The sequence below is a fragment of the Ralstonia pickettii genome (assembly GCF_001699815.1).
Taxonomy (GTDB): Bacteria; Pseudomonadota; Gammaproteobacteria; order Burkholderiales; family Burkholderiaceae; genus Ralstonia; species Ralstonia thomasii.
On record NZ_MCGB01000020.1, the window covers coordinates 42,148 to 61,602 of the forward strand.

The following is a 19,455-nucleotide window of genomic DNA, read 5'->3' on the forward strand; positions in this document are numbered from 1 at the left end:
CCCTTTTTGTTTGGCCGTGCTCCGCACGATTGCCGTCTCCTTCCGCTTTTGGTGGCCGGGCTTTTCACATCGACAGCGCGGTGTGCCTTCCCGATAGCGCCATCGCACTGACCGCCGCCGATCAAATGGCCGACGGGTCGCATCGGCTACCGCCGCTAGGGATTTCCTCTATAGCGCTCAGGATCTGCAGCCACCAACATAGCTCCAATTGGAACCGGTTCCATAACGGAAAAAGCGCACACATGGCAGATATCGTGATCGTGGCGAGCGCGTTCGGCGCCGCTCAGGTGCGCGCGCAGGGGCATCACGCCTATGTTCCCCTGGCCGCGTCGGTCGGCGCAGCCGGCTTCGAGGTGCGGCGTGAATTGTTGCCCGCTGGGCTGGATGGCACGGTATCGGCTGACTTACTGACTGCATTGGGCCGCCTGATGGCAGCGCATGGTCTGTGGGCGGTCTATTCCACGCCGGCCGCGCTGTACACGGACGTCGGCGCTCTGGACACGGTCGCTGTCCGAGGTGCGCTGGTTGAAGCGCAAACCTTGGGTGCGCGCATCGTGAAGTTCCAGCTTGGCGGCTTTGCCGGCGATGCGTCGGCGGAGTTGCTGGCCCGACTCCTGCGAGGCTGGCGCGCACGGGTGCTGGTCGAGAACGGTCAACAGGCGGTGGGCGGCTCCCTGGCGCAGTTCCGCAGTTTGTTCGACGCCTTGGAAAGGGCGGATGCGGCGGACATGCTGGGCATGACGTTCGACGTTGGTAACTGGGAATGGTCGGGCGAAGCGCCGCTGGCGTGCGCGCGGGCCCTGGCCCCGTACGTCGAATACATCCATTGCAAGAGCGTCGGGGGCGAGGGGGCACGCCGCTTTGCGGTGGCGCCGGCTGGAAACGATACGCGGTTCTTGGCTGTGCTGGCGGCATTGCCGGGCGATGTCCCGCGCGGCATCGAATTTCCGTTCGACGCGGTCGATCCTGTCGCCGATGCCCATCAACACGTCATGTGGCTCAAGGCCGCCTGACGGTGACGCGACATCGAAGGAGCTTACGCATGTCACATACGTTGGATGTCATCACCTACGGCGAAGCCATGGCGATGTTCGTGGCGACGGCGCCCGGGCCGCTCGCGCAGGCAACGCAGTTCACCAAGCGGATTGCGGGTGCCGATCTGAATGTGGCCATCGGCTTGAGTCGCCTCGGTTTTCGCGTCGGCTATGTGAGCCGGGTGGGGCAGGATTCGTTTGGCGAGTACGTGCTGGAAACGCTGGCGCGCGAACGGATCGATGTCTCATGCGTGGCGGTGGACCCGCAATATCCGACTGGCTTCCAGCTGAAGTCGCGGGCCGACGACGGCAGTGACCCGCGTGTGGAGTACTTCCGCAAGGGCTCGGCCGCCAGCCGGCTCTCGTGCGACGACTATGTCGCCGACTACGTGCTTGGCGCACGCCATCTGCATCTGACGGGCGTGGCCCCCGCAATTTCAGCGTCGTCGTGTGAACTGGCGTTCCACCTTGCGCGAGAGATGCGTGCGGCCGGGGGTTCGATCTCCTTCGATCCGAACCTGCGCCCAACGCTGTGGCCGTCCGCCGCGGAGATGGTAAGCACGCTCAACGCGCTGGCGTCGCTTTCCGATTGGGTGCTGCCCGGCTTGGCCGAGGGGCAGCAACTGACCGGCTATGACACCCCGGCCGATATCGCGCGCTTCTATCTCGATCGAGGTGCGCGAGGTGTGGCCATCAAGCTGGGTGCAGCCGGTGCTTATTACCGGACCGCCGACGGAGCAGAAGGCATCGCCGACGGCGTGCGTGTAGCGCGCGTCGTCGACACAGTGGGCGCGGGCGACGGCTTTGCAGTGGGCGTTGTCAGCGCGCTGCTTGAAGGGCTGTCGCCCGATCTGGCTGTTGCGCGCGGCAACCGTATTGGCGCACTGGCGATCCAGGTGATCGGAGATTCAGAAGGCCTGCCGACGCGCGCCGCGCTCGAGGTGCTTGAACAAACGGCCCGCATGGCATGCGAGCCGGAACCCATTTCCAACGTGTAACGCAGCGCTTCGACTGCCGCCCGTCACGGGCAACGCAAACCATCAAAGGAGACACGACCATGGCAACGCAACTGGCTGCGCGGCGCTGGTGGATGATCATGCCGATCGTCTTTATCACCTACAGCCTGGCCTACCTCGATCGCGCGAACTATGGCTTCGCGGCGGCGGCCGGCATCAATCACGATCTGGGGATCAGCCAGGGGCTGTCGTCGTTGATTGGCGCGCTGTTTTTCCTCGGCTATTTCTTCTTCCAGATTCCCGGCGCGATCTACGCAGAGCGCCGCAGCGTGAAGAAACTCGTGTTCATCAGCCTCGTGTTGTGGGGCTTGTGTGCGGCGCTCACGGGCGTCGTGAGTGACATTCCCTCGTTGATGGCGATCCGGTTTGTGCTGGGTGTGGTCGAGGCGGCCGTCATGCCGGCGATGCTCATCTACATCAGCAACTGGTTTACCAAGCACGAGCGTTCGCGCGCGAATACGTTCCTGATTCTGGGCAATCCCGTGACCGTGCTCTGGATGTCGGTGGTATCGGGCTACCTCGTGCGCGAGTTCGGCTGGCGCCATATGTTCATCGCCGAGGGCGTGCCCGCCATCATCTGGGCCGTGTGCTGGTGGTGCCTGGTGCAGGACAAGCCCGCGCAGGCGCCGTGGCTGAACCCACAGGAAAAGCGCGACCTGGAACAAGCCTTGGCGACGGAACAGGCGGCCATCAAGCCGATGCGCAACTATGGCGAGGCCTTCCGCTCGCCTGTCGTCATCAAGCTGTGCGCGCAGTACTTCTGCTGGAGCATCGGCGTCTATGGTTTCGTGCTATGGCTACCGTCCATCGTGAAGAACGGCTCGTCGCTTGGCATGGTCGAGACGGGTTGGCTGTCGGCGCTGCCGTATCTGGCGGCCACCATCGCGATGCTCGCGGCGTCGTGGGCATCCGACAAGGTGGGGTCGCGGCGTGGGTTCGTCTGGCCGTTCCTGCTGGTGGGGGCCGCAGCGTTTGCCGCATCGTTTGCACTCGGCTCAACGCATTTCTGGATGTCGTATGTGCTGCTCGTGATTGCCGGTGCGGCGATGTATGCACCGTATGGTCCGTTCTTCGCGATCGTGCCGGAGCTTCTGCCTAAGAACGTCGCCGGTGGCGCGATGGCGCTGATCAACAGCATGGGCGCTCTCGGTTCGTTTGTCGGCTCGTACTTCGTTGGCTACCTGAACGGTGCCACCGGCTCGCCGCTGGCGTCGTACGCTTTCATGAGCGCCGCGCTCCTCGCAGCCGTAGTGCTTACGCTTTGCGTCAAGCCGCAACCGCGTGATGCGTACACGCTCGCCCACCCTGTGCCTGGAAAATGAACTGATGAAACCGCTTGTCGTTGCCTACAAGCCTTTGCCCGACGATGTCACGGCTCAGTTGCGCGAGCATGTCGAACTCGTGCAGGTTGACGGTGCCGAGGCGTTGACCGAGGCGCTTACAAAGGCCGAGGGTGCGATCGGTGCGAGCCTGAAGATCACCTCCCAGATGCTCGACCGCGCGCCCCGGCTCAAGGCGTGGTCCACGATCTCGGTCGGCTACGACAATTTCGACGTGCCCGATCTGACGCGTCGTGGCATTACGCTGGCGCACACACCTGATGTGTTGACGGAATCAACTGCCGATACCGTGTTTTCGCTGATCCTCTCGTCTGCGCGGCGCGTTGTGGAACTGGCCGAGTGGGTCAGGGCCGGCAACTGGCAGCGCAGCATCGGACCCGAGCTTTACGGCACGGATGTTCAGGGCAAGACGATTGGCATCGTCGGCCTGGGGCGGATCGGTGCGGCATTGGCTCGCCGTGCAGCACTGGGTTTCCGGATGCGCGTCGTGTACACGAATCGGCATCCGCATCCCGAGGCCGAAGCGCAGTACGGCGCGCGCCGCGTGACGCTCGACACGTTGCTGGCCGAAGCGGATTTTGTTTGCCTGCAGGTGCCGCTGACGCCGGAAACGCAGCACCTGATCGGCGCGGCAGAACTGGCGAAGATGAAGCGCAGTGCGACTCTCATCAATGCATCGCGTGGGGCCGTCGTCGACGAAGCAGCGCTCATCGATGCGTTGCGTAACGGGACGATACGCGGCGCGGGGCTCGATGTGTTCGAGCACGAACCGCTGCCGGCCAACTCGCCACTGCTGGCGATGAACAACGTGGTTGCACTACCCCATATCGGCTCCGCGACGCACGAGACGCGACACGCAATGGCCCGCTGCGCCGCTGACAACCTGATCAAGGCGCTGGTCGGTACGTTGCGTGAGAACCTAGTCAATCCACAGGTGCTGGAGCCCACCCGCGCCTCATGAGCCGAGTGCCGGGATTGCGCTATGATCCTCGCACTCCGGCTTCGGCCCCTCGTGCCGACGGCCTGCTCTGAAGCGCAACGTGACTGATTTCCCATCCTCTTCCTCGCGCCCTGCGACCATCACCGACGTGGCCCGCGAAGCGGGAACCGGCAAGACCAGCGTGTCCCGCTATCTGAACGGCGAGATGCAGGTCCTTTCCGAAGATTTGCGACAGCGCATCGAAGCCGCCATCCAGCGGTTGAACTACCGGCCCAACCAGATGGCCCGTGGCCTCAAGCGAGGCCGCAATCGCCTGCTCGGCATGCTGGTGGCCGATCTGACCAATCCTTACTCGATCGAAGTCCTGCAAGGCGTTGAAGCCGCTTGCCACGCGCTGGGCTACATGCCGCTCATCTGCCACGCCGCCAATGAGATCGAGATGGAGCGCCGCTTCGTCCAGTTGCTGACGACGTACCGGGTCGAAGGTTTGATCGTCAACGCGCTCGGCGCGGAAGAGGCCGTATTGCGCCCCTTGCGGGGTGGCGGTATTCCCGCTGTGCTGGTGGATCGCACGGTAGAAGGGTTCGACGCCGACCTCGTGGGGCTCGATAACCGCGACGCCGTCCGGCTGGGCGTGCAACATCTGCTGGATCACGGTTTCGATGCCATCCAGTTCATCGTGCAGCCGTTTGAGCAGGTCAGTTCCCGGCGTGAACGCGAACTTGCCTTTCGAGAGGCGATGGCAGCGCAAGGGCGGCCAGCGGAGCCGACCGTGGTGCTCGACCCGAACGATCCGGCCTCAACTGAGCGTGCGCTGGCCGAGATCGATGCACGCATCGATGCGGTGTATCAGCGAGGCGGAAAACGACTCGCGCTGTTTGTTGCCAACGCGCCGGTCGCGCTCGTCGTTGCGCGGCATCTGCGCACGCAGTTTGGCCCAGCCTGGCAGGAGCGGGCGGCGCTGCTGTCGATCGATGATCCGGAATGGGCCGAGTTGATCGGCATCACCACGATCCGGCAACCGACGTATGACATCGGCTACAAGGCGGTCGAGTTCGTGCATGAACGCATCGAAGGCGTGAGCGGGGATGCCCGTGTCGTGTTGCTGCCCGGCACGCTGGTCGAACGTGCTTCGACGGTGCATTCGACGCAGGCCGCGTCATGACGTTGCGTCTGTATCTCGCGGGGCCGGACGTTTTTCGTCCGGAGCCCATTGCGCACGGCGAGGCGCTCAAGGCGTTGTGCGCCGAGTTTGGCTTTAGCGGCCTGTACCCGCTGGATAACACGATCGCTCCCCAGGCAGATGGGCCTGCTACCGCCGCTGAAATCTACCGGCAGAACATCGCGCTGATCGATCTGGCGGATGCCGTGATCGCCAACGTGGCGGATTTTCGCGGGCACGAGCCAGACTCCGGCACGTGCTTCGAAATCGGCTACGCCATCGCTCGCGGCAAGGAGGTGTGGTGCTACAACGTGCCCGCCGTGCCGCTCATCGGGCAGGTGCAGAACGCCAATGGCAATGATGCCGACGGCTGGGCCGTGGAAGACTTCGGTCTGCCGCGCAACCTCATGATCGCTTGCAGCTGCCGTCTCGTTGTGGGCGATGCGCGCGCGTGCCTGGAGCGCATGCGCGCGCACTACGTATAGTCGCGTGCTGGATATGCGTATGCGGATTGCTTCCTTCAAGGCGGTCGGGGCCATCCGTATAGTGCCTGCACCGGATGGCGTCTCCGACGCGAGGCAAGCGCATGAAGCTCGACGATCTGCATCAACTCCCCGACCTTACGCATCTGCTGGCTGAACTGGCGGCCACCGCTGCGCAGCGCGACCAGCAAGGCGGCCATGCCGCGCACGAAAAAGCTGCGATTTCGCGCGCAGGTTTGCTGCCGCTGGTCATCCCTACGCAGTACGGCGGAACCGGCGTCGGTTGGGAGGACGCCTTTGCCACGGTCCGTGCTATTGCGGCGGTCGACAGCTCGCTTGGGCACTTGCTCGCTTTCCAGTATCTGCAGACTGCGACCGTCTATCTGTACGGCTCCGACGCGCAACGCGAACGCTTCCTGCGTCCGACCGCCGAGCTGGGCTGGTGGTGGGGCAACGCCGTCAATCCGCTCGACCATCGCCTGCGTGCCCAGCGCTCGGGCAGCGGTTGGCTGCTCGATGGCGAAAAGGGTTTCTGTTCCGGCACGCTCGGTTCCGACGTGATGGTCGTGTCTGCCCACGACGCGGCCAGCGGCAACCCCGTTGTGGCGGTGGTGCCGACAGCGCGCTATGGCATTACGGTGCGCGACGACTGGCATCCGATCGGGCAGCGCCAGACCGACAGCGCCTCCGTGCAATTCCGGCATGTGCAGGTCAGCGAAGATGAAGTGCTGGTCCGCCCCGAGGTCGTCCTCACGCCATATCAAACGGTGCGTTCCTGTATCGCGCAGAACGTATTGGTGAATCTCTACACCGGCATTGCCGCAGGCGCGCTGGACGAGGCACGCAAGCACACGCTGCAATCGTCGCGGCCATGGATCACCTCGGGTGTGGAGCGCGCGGCGGACGATCCTTACCAAATTCACCGCTTTGGCGAGATGCGCGTGCAATTGCTGGCTGCAGAAGCGCTGGCCGATCGCGCCATCCAACGGTTGGATCGCGCGTGGCGTAAAGGCGCCGCGCTGAGCGCCGACGAGCGGGCCGAGGTCTCGCTTGCCACGGCCGAAGCCAAGGTGTTGGCACATCGTGCCGCATTGTTCGTCGCCCAGGAATTGTTTGAGGCGACAGGCGCACGTTCGACCAAGGCCGCGCTGGCGCTGGACCGCTTCTGGCGCAACGCGCGCACGCATACGCTGCACGACCCGCTTGACTACAAATTGCGCGCCATCGGCCGCTACGCGCTGGAAGGCATCCTGCCCGACGCCACCATCTACGGCTAAGCGCCTATCGATCTGCACATTCCTTCGTTGGCACACGACTGCGGCGGGCGGTGTAATGTGAAATTCGTCTATTGCCGCGCGCTTACATCATGTCCGACGCCGTTGTTACCCCGGATGCTCCTGCCGTCCACACAGCCCGCTTCCACATTCGCCGCTTGCCTGACGCGCCGCTCGGCGCAGAGATCCTCGGCCTGGGCGATGGAGCCGATTTGTCTGACGCCGACATCGCCACGATCCGCCAAGCTTGGCTCGCACATGATGGTCTGCTCGTGTTCCGTGACGTCGAATTCACGCCGCAGGCGCAAGTGGCGTTCAGCCGGCGCTTCGGTCCGCAGCAGGTGCACGTGTTGAACCAGTTCCATCTGAGCGGACATTCGGAAATCCTCGTCGTCTCCAACGTGGTCGAAAACGGTAAGCCAATCGGGCTGGGCGATGCGGGGCGCGACTGGCATTCCGATCTCTCATACAAGCCGTTGCCGAGCCTCGGCTCGATGCTGCTCACGCGCGAGTTGCCGGAAGAGGGCGGCGATACGTTGTTCGCCAACATGGTGCGCGCCTACGAAACGCTGCCGGCCAATCTCAAGCGCATCATCGAAGGCCGCCGTGCCGTGCATTCGTATGTGTACCGCTATGAGCGATTGCGTGCGCTGTCGACCTGGCGTCCGCCGCTCACGCAAGCGCAGCGCGACGCCGTGCCGCCGGTCGATCACCCCGTTGTGCGCACGCATCCGGAAACCGGCAAGCGTGCACTCTTCGTCAACGAGGGCTTCACCTCGCACATCATCGGCTTGCCGGAAGACGAGAGCACCAGCGTGCTGGAGCAGCTCTTCGCCCACAGCATCCGCGCCGACAACGTCTACACGCACCGCTGGTGCCCCGGCGACATGCTGTTCTGGGATAACCGCTCCACCATCCACTTTGCGCCCGGCTGCCCAGACAAGTATCGGCGCACGCTGCATCGCACGACCATCGAAGGGGACGTGCCGGTTTAGGCGCTGTTCGTCTACAGCCCGGATTCGGCCAGACGGGCATCAATACTTGGCAGTGTCAACGTCTGCGCAAACAGGCGCGTGAGCGATTGGCTCGCATATTGGGGCAGCTCTTCGGCCGCGGTCCAGCGGTATGCGTCCATCTCGGGGATGAGCCGGCCGGTGCGGTAGCTGTGGAACATCGATGTGCACGTCAGCGTGTCAAGCGCAACTTCCGCGCGGCGCAGGCGTGTTGCGAATAGGTGCAGCTCCTTGTCACGGCGATAGGGAAAACGGCCGAGTTCGATCAGTGCGTGGCCGTCGAGCACAAGACCGGTTTCCTCGCGCGTCTCGCGCAGGGCGGTGTCGCGGTGGTTCTCGCCCGGGTCGGGCGCGCCTTTGGGGATGTCCCAGTGGCGCGTTTCAGTGGCGTGGGCGAGCAGCACCTCGCCATCTTCGTTGAGCAGCACGAGGCCGCAGGATAGGGCGATCGGCATGCTATTTCGTTCCGCCGCGTTGTGTGATGCGTGCAGTCAGCAACTGGTGCTCACGGCTGAACAGCCGGCGATAGGCCAGCAGCACGGCCGCAACCGTCCCCAGCCCAGAAGCTGCCGCCAGCAGGAACATGATGACGATCTGGTAGCGCACGGCCTCCAGTGGAGACTGCCCGGCCAGTACCTGGCCCGTCATCATGCCGGGCAGGCTCACCACGCCCACCACGGTCATCTGGTTGATGATCGGTGTCATGCCGGCGCGCACGGCCGTTCGTGCTGCATTGCGCGCCGCTTCCCAGTGCGTGCCGCCGAGCGCAAGAATCGTCTCCACTTGGTCGCGCGTGGCAGTCAGCTCGCCGGTCATGCGCTCGAGCGCCAGGCCTACGCCGGTGAGCGTGTTGCCAAGAATCATCCCCATGATCGGGATGGCGTATTGCGGCTGATACCACGGATGCGCATGCAGTACGACCACCAGCCCGATCGCTCCGATCAGCCATGTGCTGCCGAAGACCGACAACGTGCCGTCCAACCGCAGTCCGGCATAGCCGCGTGCGCCTCGACTGCCAGTCGCGTGCCCTGCAATGAGCGTCATGACGGTCACGATGCCCAGCACCACCGCCCATTGCGCGTGGGCGAATACCCATTCGAGCACGAAGCCCACCGCCAGCAATTGCACCACGGTGCGCACGGCCGCCCACGCCAGGCGTCGCTCGAGCCCAAGCCCCAGGCCGATGGACAGCGCACCGTTCACGAGGATCAGCGCAGCCGCAATGCCGACCTGCCAGGCGGAAAGGGAGAGGTCCTGGCCGTTCATCGCTCGGGCCCCGTGTCGAGTTGCCCGGCAACCATCTTCCAATGCTGCCGGCCGATGCGCTCTGCTTGCGCCGAATCGTGTGTCACCCACATCCACGCATGCCGCTCGGGTGCCTGCGCAAACCAATGCTGCAACAGCGCCTCGACCGCACGCGCAGAGGCGGGGTCAAGGGCCGCCGTAGGCTCGTCGAGCAGCAGGACGGTCGGCCGTGTCTGTAGTGTGCGAACCAGCGCCGCGATCTGTGCTTCACCGCCGGAAAGATCGGCGGCGTTCTTGTCGAGAAAGCTGGCGTCGCGCTCGGCACCCACAAGCAAGGCGATAGCGGCGTCTCGATCGAAGCCGGTGCTGTGGCGCCGCACGTGCAGCTGATAGGGCAGGTGCAGGTTGTCTTCCACCGTACCGGGCAGCAGCGCTGGGCGCTGGCGCACGTACGCCACGCGACAGCGATAGGCCGGAACCGCGCGCGGGCCGATCCCTTGGCCATGCCATGTCACTTGCCCATCATCGAGCGGATCGAGCAGCGCCAGCGCGCGCAGCAGCACGCTCTTGCCCGCGCCGGATGGCCCGGTCAGCGCAATGCGGTCGCCTGCCTGCACAGCAAGCGTGGCAGATTGCAGCAGCGTGACACCGGTGCGTGCATCGCGGCGTTGGAGGTGGGTGGCGGCCAGCATGGTGGGGCGAGTGTGTTGCGTACGGTATGGCATCAATGCGTTGCATTTATGCATTATGCATATGAGCGGGGGGAGTGGTCCTCCACCGTAATCGTCAGTACGCCTGCGCAGGCGCAGTGCCGTCGCCTCGTGGTTACGCCATCCACGCGTCATGCGGAATGGTCCCTAGCCCAAACGGAGCAGTGCCAATGCCTTGGCCAGTGGCCGATGTCGGACGAATCCGACATGCCATTCAGCGACGGGCGGGTCGCCATTTGCGCATCCCGGGCATAGCATCGAAGCGTCACTAGAAGAAGCGATGGAGGGCGCCATGGAGACCGACAAAGTGCAAGTTGCCCACCCATGGTGGCAGCCGGGAGTCTTTGCATCTGCGCTGGCGATTTTTTTGTGGATCTGCGCGGAGCTGCCTCCCGATATGCTTGGCACCATCTTCCATGCGGGTACGTCGCCCGATTCTCTTCGGCATGTTGGTGACACCCTGTTCGTGATTGGCTGGACCGCCAGCGGCGCGCTGATGTGGGGTGGCCGACGGCGTGTCGCGCATGACGCTGACGTGACAGCGCAGCCGGCTGAGGCGGAAGTTGGCGCCACTGGTCAACCGCACGGGCTTGCTGGTTTGCGCCAGAGCATGGCCCGGCGGTGGGAGCGCGTGCGTCATCCGATTCCGCTGCACTGATATTGCGCTGCCGCAAATGAGAAAGGCCGGATTGCCCGGCCTTTTCTTGCGGGCGCAGCCTTCAGGAGGTGCTGCCTGGGATGATCTCCTCCGCATCGGCGTTGGGCGCCGAGGTTGGCGCGCCGGCGTGCTCGCCTTGTGCCTCTTGCCATTTCTTGTAGCCCCACCAGGCCGCTCCGGCCACGATCCCCACCTTGCCGAGCTTGCGCGTGATCCGGCCGATGACGGTGCGGCGCAATCCTGCATACGCGAGCGACAGTACAGTGCCCACCAGCGGATACTCACGCGCAATGCCCAGCGTCCGCATCAGGCTGTTCGGCCGGGCCAGCGGGCGGAACAGACTTGGCAGCAACGCTCCGAGGCCGCCCAGGCTGAAGGTACGGCTACTGGCGCGATGGACATCGTTGCGGGCTTGAGCGTAGTCGTAGCGCTCCAGCGCGGCGCGCGTGAGCAGCAATTCCTTGCGCACGCTCAAGGGCAGGCGTGTTTCGGCGCCGCGGCGTGACGGCCGCACATGGTGCCGCGCGCTCGATGCGGGTTCGTTCACGGATGTGCCCGGTGACGGCGCGTGTTCGGTCGGATCAGTCATCGGCGCAGGATCTCCCGGTCTTTGTCTAGTTCGGCCAGCGTGGCCTCGAACAGTGGCGGTGCGTCGCGCAGCAGCGAACGCACCTTCCACAGGCACGCTGCAGCGCCCAGCGCATACAGCGCTGCCATCACGGCCAGGGACTGCCAGCGATACGTATCCCAGCACAGGATGACCACCAGCGCCGTCAGCGTCATGATGGACAGGGCGATCAGGCTCACGGCCAACATGCCCAGGAAGGCGGTGCCGAGCAGCCGTTCTTTTTCTTCAGCCAGCTCGACGCTCGCCAGCTCGAGCCGCGTCTGCAGCATCGAGACGACCGTGCCGGCCAGTTTCTTCAAGGAAGCGAACAGCTTGGGGCTGGTGTCGTCGGTCATGAGGAGTGGAAAGGGTGCGAGGCGGATGGCGCCAGTGCCAACACAGCACGCGCCATGCCCGGAATAGAACCGCGAAAATGCAACTGGCCGATGGCGCGATCCATAGGGCGCGCGCCATCGGCCAGGAAGGGTGCCGCGGGTTACTTGCGGTTGAGCAGCAGGCCGATCAGCAGGCCCACGCCGGCCGCCACGCCCACGGCTTGCCACGGGTGGTCGTGGACGTAGTCGTCGGTGGCGCGTGCGGCAGCCTTGCTCTTGTGGACGACCGCGTCTTGCAGGTCCTGCGCCTTTTCCTTGGCTTGGCGGAGCATGCCCATGCCGCGCTCGCGCAACTCGGCGGCCTTTTCGCCGCTGGTGGACGCAGCTTGTTTGAGCAGGGTTTCAGCGTCGGACAGTACAGTCTTCACGTCGGTCATCAGTTTCTCCTTATTGACGGAATCGGCCAGGTTGGGGGAAGTGTTCGTCATGGTCGGGTCCTCGGTGACGGGGGGTAGTTCAATCGTCAATATGTCGACGCGCTTATTCGCTAGCATATGTGTGGGCGCCGCGAAACTTCAAGCGCTCGCGTTGCGCGCACTGCGATGGATCAAGGCTTCGGTCATTGTCCGGCAATGTGCGTACGCCTTCCACCCTGTTGTCAGCAAATGCCGCGCCTAATGACGAAAAGTGATGTTGTTGTGAATTTATAGTCGTTTTGGTTGGATGGCAATCTGGCTATAGTGGTTCCCAATCTGTGTATGGAGGACACGATGTCTCTACGTTTGGGCGATATCGCCCCTGATTTCGAGCAGGATTCCAGTGAAGGCCGCATCAAGTTTCATGAGTGGCTGGGCAATAGCTGGGGCGTGCTTTTTTCGCACCCGGCCGATTACACGCCGGTCTGCACCACCGAACTGGGCCTGACCGCCAAGCTGAAGGACGAATTTGCCAAGCGCAATGTCAAGGCGATTGCGCTGTCGGTCGACTCGGTTGAGTCGCACAAGGGCTGGATCAACGATATCAACGAGACGCAGAACACCAGCGTCAACTTCCCGATCATTGCCGACCCCGATCGCAAGGTCTCGCAGCTGTACGACATGATTCATCCGAATGCGAGCGAGACGTTCACCGTGCGTTCGTTGTTCGTGATCGATCCGAACAAGAAGATTCGCCTGACGATTACGTATCCGGCATCGACGGGGCGTAATTTCAATGAAGTCCTGCGCGTGATCGACTCGCTGCAGTTGACCGAGTACCACAGCGTGGCCACGCCGGGTAACTGGCAGGACGGCGATGACGTGGTCATCGTGCCCTCGCTGAAGGATGAGGAAGTCATCAAGCAGAAATTTCCGAAGGGCTACAAGGCGTTGCGTCCGTATCTGCGCCTGACGCCGCAGCCCAATAAGTAACCGTCTCCTTGGTAGTGTGATTGCCGCCCGGCCTTGTGCCGGGCGTTTTTTGCGTTGGAGCCGGCTCAGAATCCTAGGCAAAACAAAAACCGGCCAGCCCTTTCGGGTCTGGCCGGTTTGTCTTTTGTGGCAGACGGTTCCGTGCGATCAGATCGCCCAGCCGCCTACGTAGAACGCTACCAGCGCAGCCGCGATCGCCACGGTGCCGATGTTCAGCTTGCGCCATTCGCCGGCCACCACGCGGCCGATCACCAGCGTGCTAAAGCCCAGCATGATGCCGGTGACGATGTTGCAGGTCAGCACGATGAACACGGCGCAGACTAGGCCCGACAGTGCGTCAACCATGTCGTCCATGTGCAGCTTGCTCACGCTGGAGAGCATCAGCAGGCCGACATACATCAGCGCCGGGGCCGTTGCGTATGACGGCACCAGGCCCGCCAGCGGCGAGAAGAACATCACCGCCAGGAACATCACGCCGACCACCACAGCCGTCAGGCCAGTCTTGCCGCCCGCTGCTACGCCGACCGTCGACTCGATGTAAGCCGCCGCCGGAGCCCCGCCAAAGAACGCCGAGAAGATCGAGCTGATCGAATCGGCCGTGAGGGCGCGGCCACCGTTGATGATATGGCCCTTGTCGTTGAGCAGTCCGGCCTGGCCGGCAACCGCGCGGATCGTGCCGGTGGCATCGAACACGGCGGTCATCACCAGTGCCAGCACGCTGGGCAGCACGGCGGCCGTAAGTGCGCCGCGAATATCCATTGTGCCGATCAGCGAGGCATGCCCTGCAGCGGCGAGCGAGGGCACGGCGAACACGCCGGTGAACTTCACGGCCGGGTCAAAGATCAGTCCCAGGACCGAGATGGCAATGATCACGATCAGGATGCCGCCCGGCACGCGACGACGCTCCATGCCGAAGATGGCGGCCAGTCCCAGCACCGACATCATCACCGGGAAGGCAGTGACGTGGCCCAGTGCAACGGGCAGGCCCGCACCGGCGTTCTTGACGACCAGCCCCACGTCGTTGGACGCGATGAGCAGCAGGAACAGCCCGATGCCGATGCCCGTGCCGTGCGCCACGCCCGAAGGCAGATTGCGCAGGATCCAGGACCGCACGCCCGTGGCCGAGATGGCGGTGAAGACCACACCCATCAGGAACACGGCGCCGAGTGCGATCTCTGGCGTGAGCTTTTGCCCGAGCACCAGGCCAAAGGCCATGAACGCGGTCAGCGAAATCGCGCAGCCGATGGCGATCGGCAGCTTGGCCCACAAGCCCATGAGCAGCGAGCCGAAGGCGGTGGTCAGACACACCGCGACGAACACAGCGCTGGTATCAAAGCCGGCCTTGCCCAGCATGCCGGGCACGACAAACACGGCGTAGACCATCGCCATGAAGGTGGTGATGCCAGCCACGACCTCGCGCTTTTGCGTGCTGCCGCGTGCAGAAATCTGGAAATAGCGATCAATGGCACGCGCATCGGCGATGCCAGCGGCGCCAAGTTCCGTCGACGACGGAATGGACTGTTCAGCCATGGTGGGTTTGTCTCCTGGCAGGACTCCGCGCCGGCCGACCTTGGTCGTCCGCGTAAGGTGCCCTGTTCTGGTTTTGATATCGGTACGGGTGCCTGCGTACGCGCGCCGGCATTCTCCAGACCGTTGTCTCGCGATTGGTTTTGTCGCGTGGCGCTGCATCTGCGTGTGGATCGCGCGCTCGTTCTATCGGTGTGAGGGGCGTGCGGCCCAACAATCCGCCGACACTTGGACCGAAGCATAGACGCGCGCTACCGCCGATTCATGCGGCGTGGCGTATCCCGGTCATTTGCAAATTGGTATATCGCGAGGGAAGGAGAACAACGGTGCCCAGGACGGGCGAGAGATGCGGCAAGGCGTGTGGCGAGTTGTGCACGAGTGTGCTGCAACTCGCCGAAAAAGCAAAGCGCAATCAGAAGAAAGCCTGAATGCCGGTCTGTGCGCGGCCGAGGATCAGCGCGTGGATATCGTGCGTGCCTTCGTATGTGTTCACCACTTCCAGGTTCACCACGTGGCGGATCACGCCAAACTCATCCGAGATGCCGTTGCCGCCCAGCATGTCGCGTGCCACACGGGCGATGTCGAGCGACTTGCCGCATGAGTTGCGCTTCATGATCGAGGTGATTTCGACCGCGGCCGTGCCTTCGTCCTTCATGCGGCCCAGGCGCAGGCAACCTTGCAGGCCAAGCGTGATTTCGGTCTGCATGTCGGCCAGTTTTTTCTGCACGAGTTGGTTGGCGGCGAGTGGGCGGCCGAACTGCTTGCGATCCAGTACGTACTGGCGTGCGATGTGCCAGCAGGCTTCTGCTGCGCCCAGTGCGCCCCACGCGATGCCGTAGCGTGCCGAGTTCAGGCACGTGAACGGACCCTTCAGGCCGCGCACGCCCGGCATCAAGTTCTCTTCCGGCACGAACACTTCGTCCAGCACGATTTCACCGGTGATCGACGTACGCAGGCCAACCTTGCCGTGGATGGCAGGCGCCGTCAGACCCTTCCATCCTTTCTCCAGGATGAAGCCGCGGATTTCGTCCTCGCCGTTGTCGTTCGGCAGCTTGGCCCACACGACAAACACATCGGCGATGGGCGAGTTGGTGATCCACATCTTGGCGCCCGACAGCGAGTAGCCGCCGTCGACCTTCCTGGCGCGCGTGATCATCGAGGCCGGGTCGGAACCGTGGTTCGGCTCAGTCAGGCCAAAGCAGCCGATCCACTCGCCGGTCGCCAGCTTCGGCAGGTATTTCTGCTTTTGCGCCTCGCTGCCGAATTCGTAGATCGGCACCATTACGAGCGACGACTGCACGCTCATCATCGAGCGGTAGCCTGAATCCACCCGTTCGACTTCACGTGCGATCAGGCCGTAGCTGACGTAGTTCAGGCCCGGGCCGCCGTACTGCTCGGGAATCGTCGGGCCCAGCAGGCCCAGCTCGCCCATCTCACGAAAGATCGATGCGTCGGTCTTCTCATGCCGGAACGACTCCAGTACGCGCGGCATCAGCTTGTCCTGGCAGTACGACGCGGCGGCGTCGCGCACCATGCGTTCGTCGTCGGTCAGTTGTTGGTCGAGCAGCAGGGGGTCGGCCCAATTGAAGGCGTTGCGAGCGGTCACGGCGGTCGTCTCCGAGTCGTTGTTGTTCCGATATACGGAACACAGTTTCGAAATTTAGGGCTATCATAGCGCAACCGCCGACGATTTCCAGGGCTTTTTTGCCATGAGCACGACCCGTCTCCCCGATCCCGAATTCGACACCGCGCCCGCCGAGTCGAGCGACCCGAATTTCGTCACGGCGCTCGCGCGCGGGCTGGAACTGCTGCGCGCATTCCGCCCTGGCGACACGTTGCTCGGCAACCAGGAATTCGTCCGGCGCACGGGCTTTCCCAAGGCCACAGTCAGTCGATTGGCCGGCACGCTGGTGTCGCTCGGTTACCTGCGCTACGACGATGCGCTCGGCAAATACGGGCTCGACGCCGGTGTGCTCGCACTCGGGTTTGCCTACCTGGCCTCAAGCGACGTGATCCAGCTCGCGCGGCCGCATATGAGCGCATTTGCGCAGCGCTATGGGGTATCGATCTCGCTGGGCAAGCGCGATCGGCTGGACATGGTGTATCTGGAGACGATCCGCCACGACAGCCCGTCGATGAGCGGCTCGTCGGGGCTGGGCGTGGGCTCGCGGCTCTCGCTGCTGTCGAGTTCGATGGGACGGGCGTATCTGGCTTCGTTGCCCGCAGCGCGGCGTGAGCGCTTGTACGAAGCACTGCGCACGCAGCAGCCGGCGCAGTGGGCGGCAGAAGGGGCCGCCGCAGATGACGCTGTCAAAGCCGGCGTACGGAATGGCTATGCCGTGTCGCTGCGTGACTGGCATCCGGCCATCCACGCATGCGCAGTCGCGTTCTTCGCGCCAAGCCAGCGCGAGCCGTATGTCGTGAGTTGCAGCGCGCCACACACGTCCGCCGATGCAGAGCGCATCCGCGACGAACTGGCCCCCGCGCTGCGAGAGTTCGCGGCAAGGCTCGGCCAAGTCGCCGAGCCCGCCTGAGTCGGGTCGATCAAAGATCAGTCCGCAACTTCCAAAGCTCCGGAAACAACACCACATCCAGCATCTTCCGCAGGTAACCGACGCCCTCGGTGCCGCCCGTGCCACGCTTGAAGCCAATCACGCGCTCGACCGTGGTCACATGCCGGAAGCGCCATTGCCGGAACGCATCTTCCAGATCGACGAACTTCTCAGCCAGCTCGTACAGCTCCCAGTGGTGCGTCGGGTCTCGATAGACCTCCAGCCACGCCGCTTCCACCGAGGCGTTGTAAGTCACGGGACGCGACCAGTCACGCTCGATGCAATCTGCGTCGAATGCAAAGCCGTGACGCGCCATGTAACGCACCGCCTCGTCGTACAGCGACGGCGTTTCCAACGCAGCCTTGACCTGTTCGTAATGCTCGGTGCGATGCGCGTGCGGCTTGAGCATCGCCGCGTTCTTGTTGCCGAGGATGAACTCGATCTCGCGGTACTGATACGACTGAAAGCCTGACGATTGCCCGAGGTGCGGACGCATGGCCGAGTACTCCGGCGGCGTCATAGTGGCGAGCACGTTCCACGCCTGCACCAGCTGATCCATGATGCGCGACACGCGCGCCAGCATCTTGAACGCAGGCGGCAGGTTGTCATTGCGCACGCAATCCCGCGCGGCGCGCAACTCGTGCAGCATCAGCTTCATCCACAGCTCGGTGGTCTGATGCTGAACGATGAAGAGCATCTCGTTGTGATCCGGCGAGCGCGGGTGCTGCGCGTTCAGGATCTGGTCGAGCGCGAGGTAGTCGCCATAGCTCATCGACTTCGAGAAATCGAGCTGTGCGTCGTGCCAGCCCTCGCCCTGGGCGGCTTGCATGGGGCAGCCCGATGCTGCGGGTTGATTCGGGTTCGACATCTCAGGTCACCAGCGTACGTTCGTTGAATTGGGCCGATTGCCATGCGCCGGTTTCCAGCACATCGCGCAGAATTTCCACGGCATCCCACACATCGGCATAGCTCGTGTAGAGCGGCGTGAAACCGAAGCGCATGATGCGCGGCTCGCGGTAGTCGCCGATCACACCTCGCGCAATCAGCGCCTGCACCACGGCATAGCCGTTGGGGTGTTCGTAGCTGACGTGGCTGCCGCGTACGGCGTGCTCGCGCGGCGTGACGAGCGTGAGCGGAAAGCCAGCGCAGCGGGTTTCCACCAGCGTGATGAAGAGGTCGGTGAGCGCGAGCGACTTGGCACGCAGCGCGGCCATCGACGTCTGCGCGAAGATGTCGAGCCCGCATTCCACCATCGCCATCGACGTGATCGGTTGTGTGCCGCACAGGAAGCGGCCGATGCCGGCATCGGCGTCGTAGCGCGACTCCATCGCGAACGGCCGCGCGTGCCCCCACCAGCCCGATAGCGGCTGCCAGAAGCGCTCGCGCAACGCCGGTGCCACCCACACGAAGGCTGGCGAGCCGGGGCCGCCGTTGAGGTATTTGTAGGTACAGCCGATGGCGTAATCCGCGCCGCCTGCGTGCAGGTCAACGGGCACAGCGCCCGCCGAATGCGCCAGATCCCAGATGGCCAGCGCGCCGTGCTTGTGCGCCAGCGCCGAGACGGCCGCCATGTCGTACATGTGGCCGCTCTTGTAGTTCACATGCGTCAGCATGGTGACGGCGACGTCGTCGCCCAGCGCGCCTTCCAGTTCTTCCGGCGAGTCTATCAGGCGCAGTTTGTAGCCGTCGCGCAGCAGGTCGGCCAGTCCTTCAGCGATGTACAGATCGGTCGGAAAATTGTGCGTTTCCGACACGATGATCTTGCGGCCTGGCGCGTCTTCGCGCTGCACGCGAATCGCGGCGGCCAGCACCTTGAACAGGTTGATCGATGTGGTGTCGGTGACGACGACTTCATCTTCACGCGCACCAATCAGCGGCGCCAGCTTGTTGCCCAGGCGGCGCGGCAGTTCAAACCAGCCTGCCTGGTTCCAGCTGCGGATGAGGCCGTCGCCCCATTCGTTGGCGACGACTTCCTGCGCGCGGGCAAGCGCAGTTTTCGGGCGGGCGCCCAGCGAGTTGCCGTCGAGGTAAATCACGCCGTCGGGCAGTGCAAAGGCGTCGCGCAGCGTGGCGATCGGATCGGCCGCGTCGCGTTCGAGGCAGGAGTTGCGGGTGATGGTCATGTGATTACGGGAGCGAAAAAGCGGTTTG

Annotated in this window: 21 protein-coding genes; 11 read left to right on the forward strand and 10 right to left on the reverse strand. The window is 63.9% G+C overall.

The window, feature by feature from the left end; translation table 11 throughout:
- Positions 1–242: 242 nt before the first annotated feature.
- From BEK68_RS02590 to BEK68_RS02625, 8 genes are all read left to right on the forward strand, one after another.
- A complete protein-coding gene (locus tag BEK68_RS02590; RefSeq protein WP_012435074.1) occupies positions 243–1,013 on the forward strand; it encodes a sugar phosphate isomerase/epimerase family protein in 771 nt (256 codons plus the stop codon).
- 29 nt (positions 1,014–1,042) lie between these two features.
- Positions 1,043–2,032, forward strand: a complete 990-nt coding sequence (locus tag BEK68_RS02595; protein ID WP_012435075.1) for a sugar kinase — start codon at positions 1,043–1,045, stop codon at positions 2,030–2,032.
- Between the two features lie 59 nt (positions 2,033–2,091).
- Complete coding sequence (locus BEK68_RS02600) at positions 2,092–3,372, forward strand: MFS transporter (RefSeq protein WP_012435076.1); 1,281 nt, start codon at positions 2,092–2,094, stop codon at positions 3,370–3,372.
- 4 nt (positions 3,373–3,376) lie between these two features.
- Positions 3,377–4,351, forward strand: a complete 975-nt coding sequence (locus BEK68_RS02605) for a bifunctional glyoxylate/hydroxypyruvate reductase B (RefSeq protein WP_012435077.1) — start codon at positions 3,377–3,379, stop codon at positions 4,349–4,351.
- Between the two features lie 79 nt (positions 4,352–4,430).
- Positions 4,431–5,495: a LacI family DNA-binding transcriptional regulator gene (locus BEK68_RS02610; RefSeq protein WP_012435078.1), complete on the forward strand. Its 1,065-nt coding sequence runs from the start codon at positions 4,431–4,433 to the stop codon at positions 5,493–5,495.
- Positions 5,492–5,977, forward strand: a complete 486-nt coding sequence (locus tag BEK68_RS02615) for a nucleoside 2-deoxyribosyltransferase (RefSeq protein WP_012435079.1) — start codon at positions 5,492–5,494, stop codon at positions 5,975–5,977. The genes BEK68_RS02610 and BEK68_RS02615 overlap by 4 nt, the downstream gene beginning before the upstream one ends.
- 101 nt (positions 5,978–6,078) lie before the next feature.
- Positions 6,079–7,251 carry an acyl-CoA dehydrogenase family protein gene (locus tag BEK68_RS02620; protein ID WP_012435080.1) on the forward strand — a complete coding sequence of 391 codons (1,173 nt, stop codon included), beginning with the start codon at positions 6,079–6,081 and terminating at the stop codon, positions 7,249–7,251.
- An 89-nt stretch (positions 7,252–7,340) separates the two neighbouring features.
- Positions 7,341–8,243, forward strand: coding sequence for a TauD/TfdA dioxygenase family protein (locus BEK68_RS02625; RefSeq protein WP_012435081.1), 903 nt, complete (start codon positions 7,341–7,343; stop codon positions 8,241–8,243).
- An 11-nt stretch (positions 8,244–8,254) separates the two neighbouring features.
- On the opposite strand, the gene BEK68_RS02630 is transcribed toward BEK68_RS02625, so the two are convergent.
- The 3 genes from BEK68_RS02630 to BEK68_RS02640 are packed head-to-tail and all read right to left on the reverse strand — an operon-like array spanning position 8,255 to position 10,198.
- Positions 8,255–8,716, reverse strand: coding sequence for an NUDIX hydrolase (locus tag BEK68_RS02630; protein WP_004629483.1), 462 nt, complete (start codon positions 8,714–8,716; stop codon positions 8,255–8,257).
- A gap of 1 nt (position 8,717) precedes the next feature.
- Positions 8,718–9,527: an ABC transporter permease gene (locus BEK68_RS02635; protein WP_012435082.1), complete on the reverse strand. Its 810-nt coding sequence runs from the start codon at positions 9,525–9,527 to the stop codon at positions 8,718–8,720.
- Positions 9,524–10,198 carry an ABC transporter ATP-binding protein gene (locus BEK68_RS02640; RefSeq protein WP_012435083.1) on the reverse strand — a complete coding sequence of 225 codons (675 nt, stop codon included), beginning with the start codon at positions 10,196–10,198 and terminating at the stop codon, positions 9,524–9,526. Before BEK68_RS02640 ends, BEK68_RS02635 begins: the two co-directional genes overlap by 4 nt.
- A 310-nt stretch (positions 10,199–10,508) precedes the next feature.
- Here BEK68_RS02640 and BEK68_RS02645 point away from each other — a divergent pair, with 310 nt between their 5' ends.
- Positions 10,509–10,874, forward strand: a complete 366-nt coding sequence (locus BEK68_RS02645; RefSeq protein WP_004629479.1) for a hypothetical protein — start codon at positions 10,509–10,511, stop codon at positions 10,872–10,874.
- Between the two features lie 61 nt (positions 10,875–10,935).
- On the opposite strand, the gene BEK68_RS02650 is transcribed toward BEK68_RS02645, so the two are convergent.
- The 3 genes from BEK68_RS02650 to BEK68_RS02660 all read right to left on the reverse strand — a co-directional run bounded on the left by BEK68_RS02650 (position 10,936) and on the right by BEK68_RS02660 (position 12,304).
- The gene (locus tag BEK68_RS02650) at positions 10,936–11,463 is read right to left on the reverse strand and encodes a DUF3318 domain-containing protein (protein WP_012435084.1); all 528 of its coding nucleotides are present in this window, start codon (positions 11,461–11,463) and stop codon (positions 10,936–10,938) included.
- Positions 11,460–11,837: a phage holin family protein gene (locus tag BEK68_RS02655; RefSeq protein WP_009238781.1), complete on the reverse strand. Its 378-nt coding sequence runs from the start codon at positions 11,835–11,837 to the stop codon at positions 11,460–11,462. The genes BEK68_RS02650 and BEK68_RS02655 overlap by 4 nt, the downstream gene beginning before the upstream one ends.
- A 140-nt stretch (positions 11,838–11,977) precedes the next feature.
- Entirely contained in the window at positions 11,978–12,304 is a 327-nt protein-coding gene (locus BEK68_RS02660) for a DUF883 family protein (RefSeq protein WP_004629476.1), read from the reverse strand.
- 282 nt (positions 12,305–12,586) lie between these two features.
- Here BEK68_RS02660 and BEK68_RS02665 point away from each other — a divergent pair, with 282 nt between their 5' ends.
- Positions 12,587–13,225 carry a peroxiredoxin gene (locus tag BEK68_RS02665; protein ID WP_004629475.1) on the forward strand — a complete coding sequence of 213 codons (639 nt, stop codon included), beginning with the start codon at positions 12,587–12,589 and terminating at the stop codon, positions 13,223–13,225.
- A gap of 147 nt (positions 13,226–13,372) precedes the next feature.
- On the opposite strand, the gene BEK68_RS02670 is transcribed toward BEK68_RS02665, so the two are convergent.
- Positions 13,373–14,755 (reverse strand): NCS2 family permease, encoded by a 1,383-nt coding sequence (locus tag BEK68_RS02670; protein WP_012435086.1) that lies wholly within the window; start codon positions 14,753–14,755, stop codon positions 13,373–13,375.
- A gap of 409 nt (positions 14,756–15,164) precedes the next feature.
- Positions 15,165–16,358: an acyl-CoA dehydrogenase gene (locus BEK68_RS02675; RefSeq protein ID WP_004629473.1), complete on the reverse strand. Its 1,194-nt coding sequence runs from the start codon at positions 16,356–16,358 to the stop codon at positions 15,165–15,167.
- 103 nt (positions 16,359–16,461) lie between these two features.
- Between BEK68_RS02675 and BEK68_RS02680 the strand changes: the two genes are divergently transcribed.
- Positions 16,462–17,286 carry an IclR family transcriptional regulator gene (locus BEK68_RS02680; protein WP_012435087.1) on the forward strand — a complete coding sequence of 275 codons (825 nt, stop codon included), beginning with the start codon at positions 16,462–16,464 and terminating at the stop codon, positions 17,284–17,286.
- 10 nt (positions 17,287–17,296) lie between these two features.
- Here BEK68_RS02680 and kynA read toward each other — a convergent pair whose 3' ends face one another.
- Positions 17,297–18,133 carry a tryptophan 2,3-dioxygenase gene (gene kynA, locus BEK68_RS02685; protein ID WP_012435088.1) on the reverse strand — a complete coding sequence of 279 codons (837 nt, stop codon included), beginning with the start codon at positions 18,131–18,133 and terminating at the stop codon, positions 17,297–17,299.
- Positions 18,134–18,173: 40 nt separating this feature from the next.
- Entirely contained in the window at positions 18,174–19,427 is a 1,254-nt protein-coding gene (gene kynU, locus BEK68_RS02690) for a kynureninase (protein WP_012435089.1), read from the reverse strand.
- Positions 19,428–19,455 lie beyond the last annotated feature (28 nt).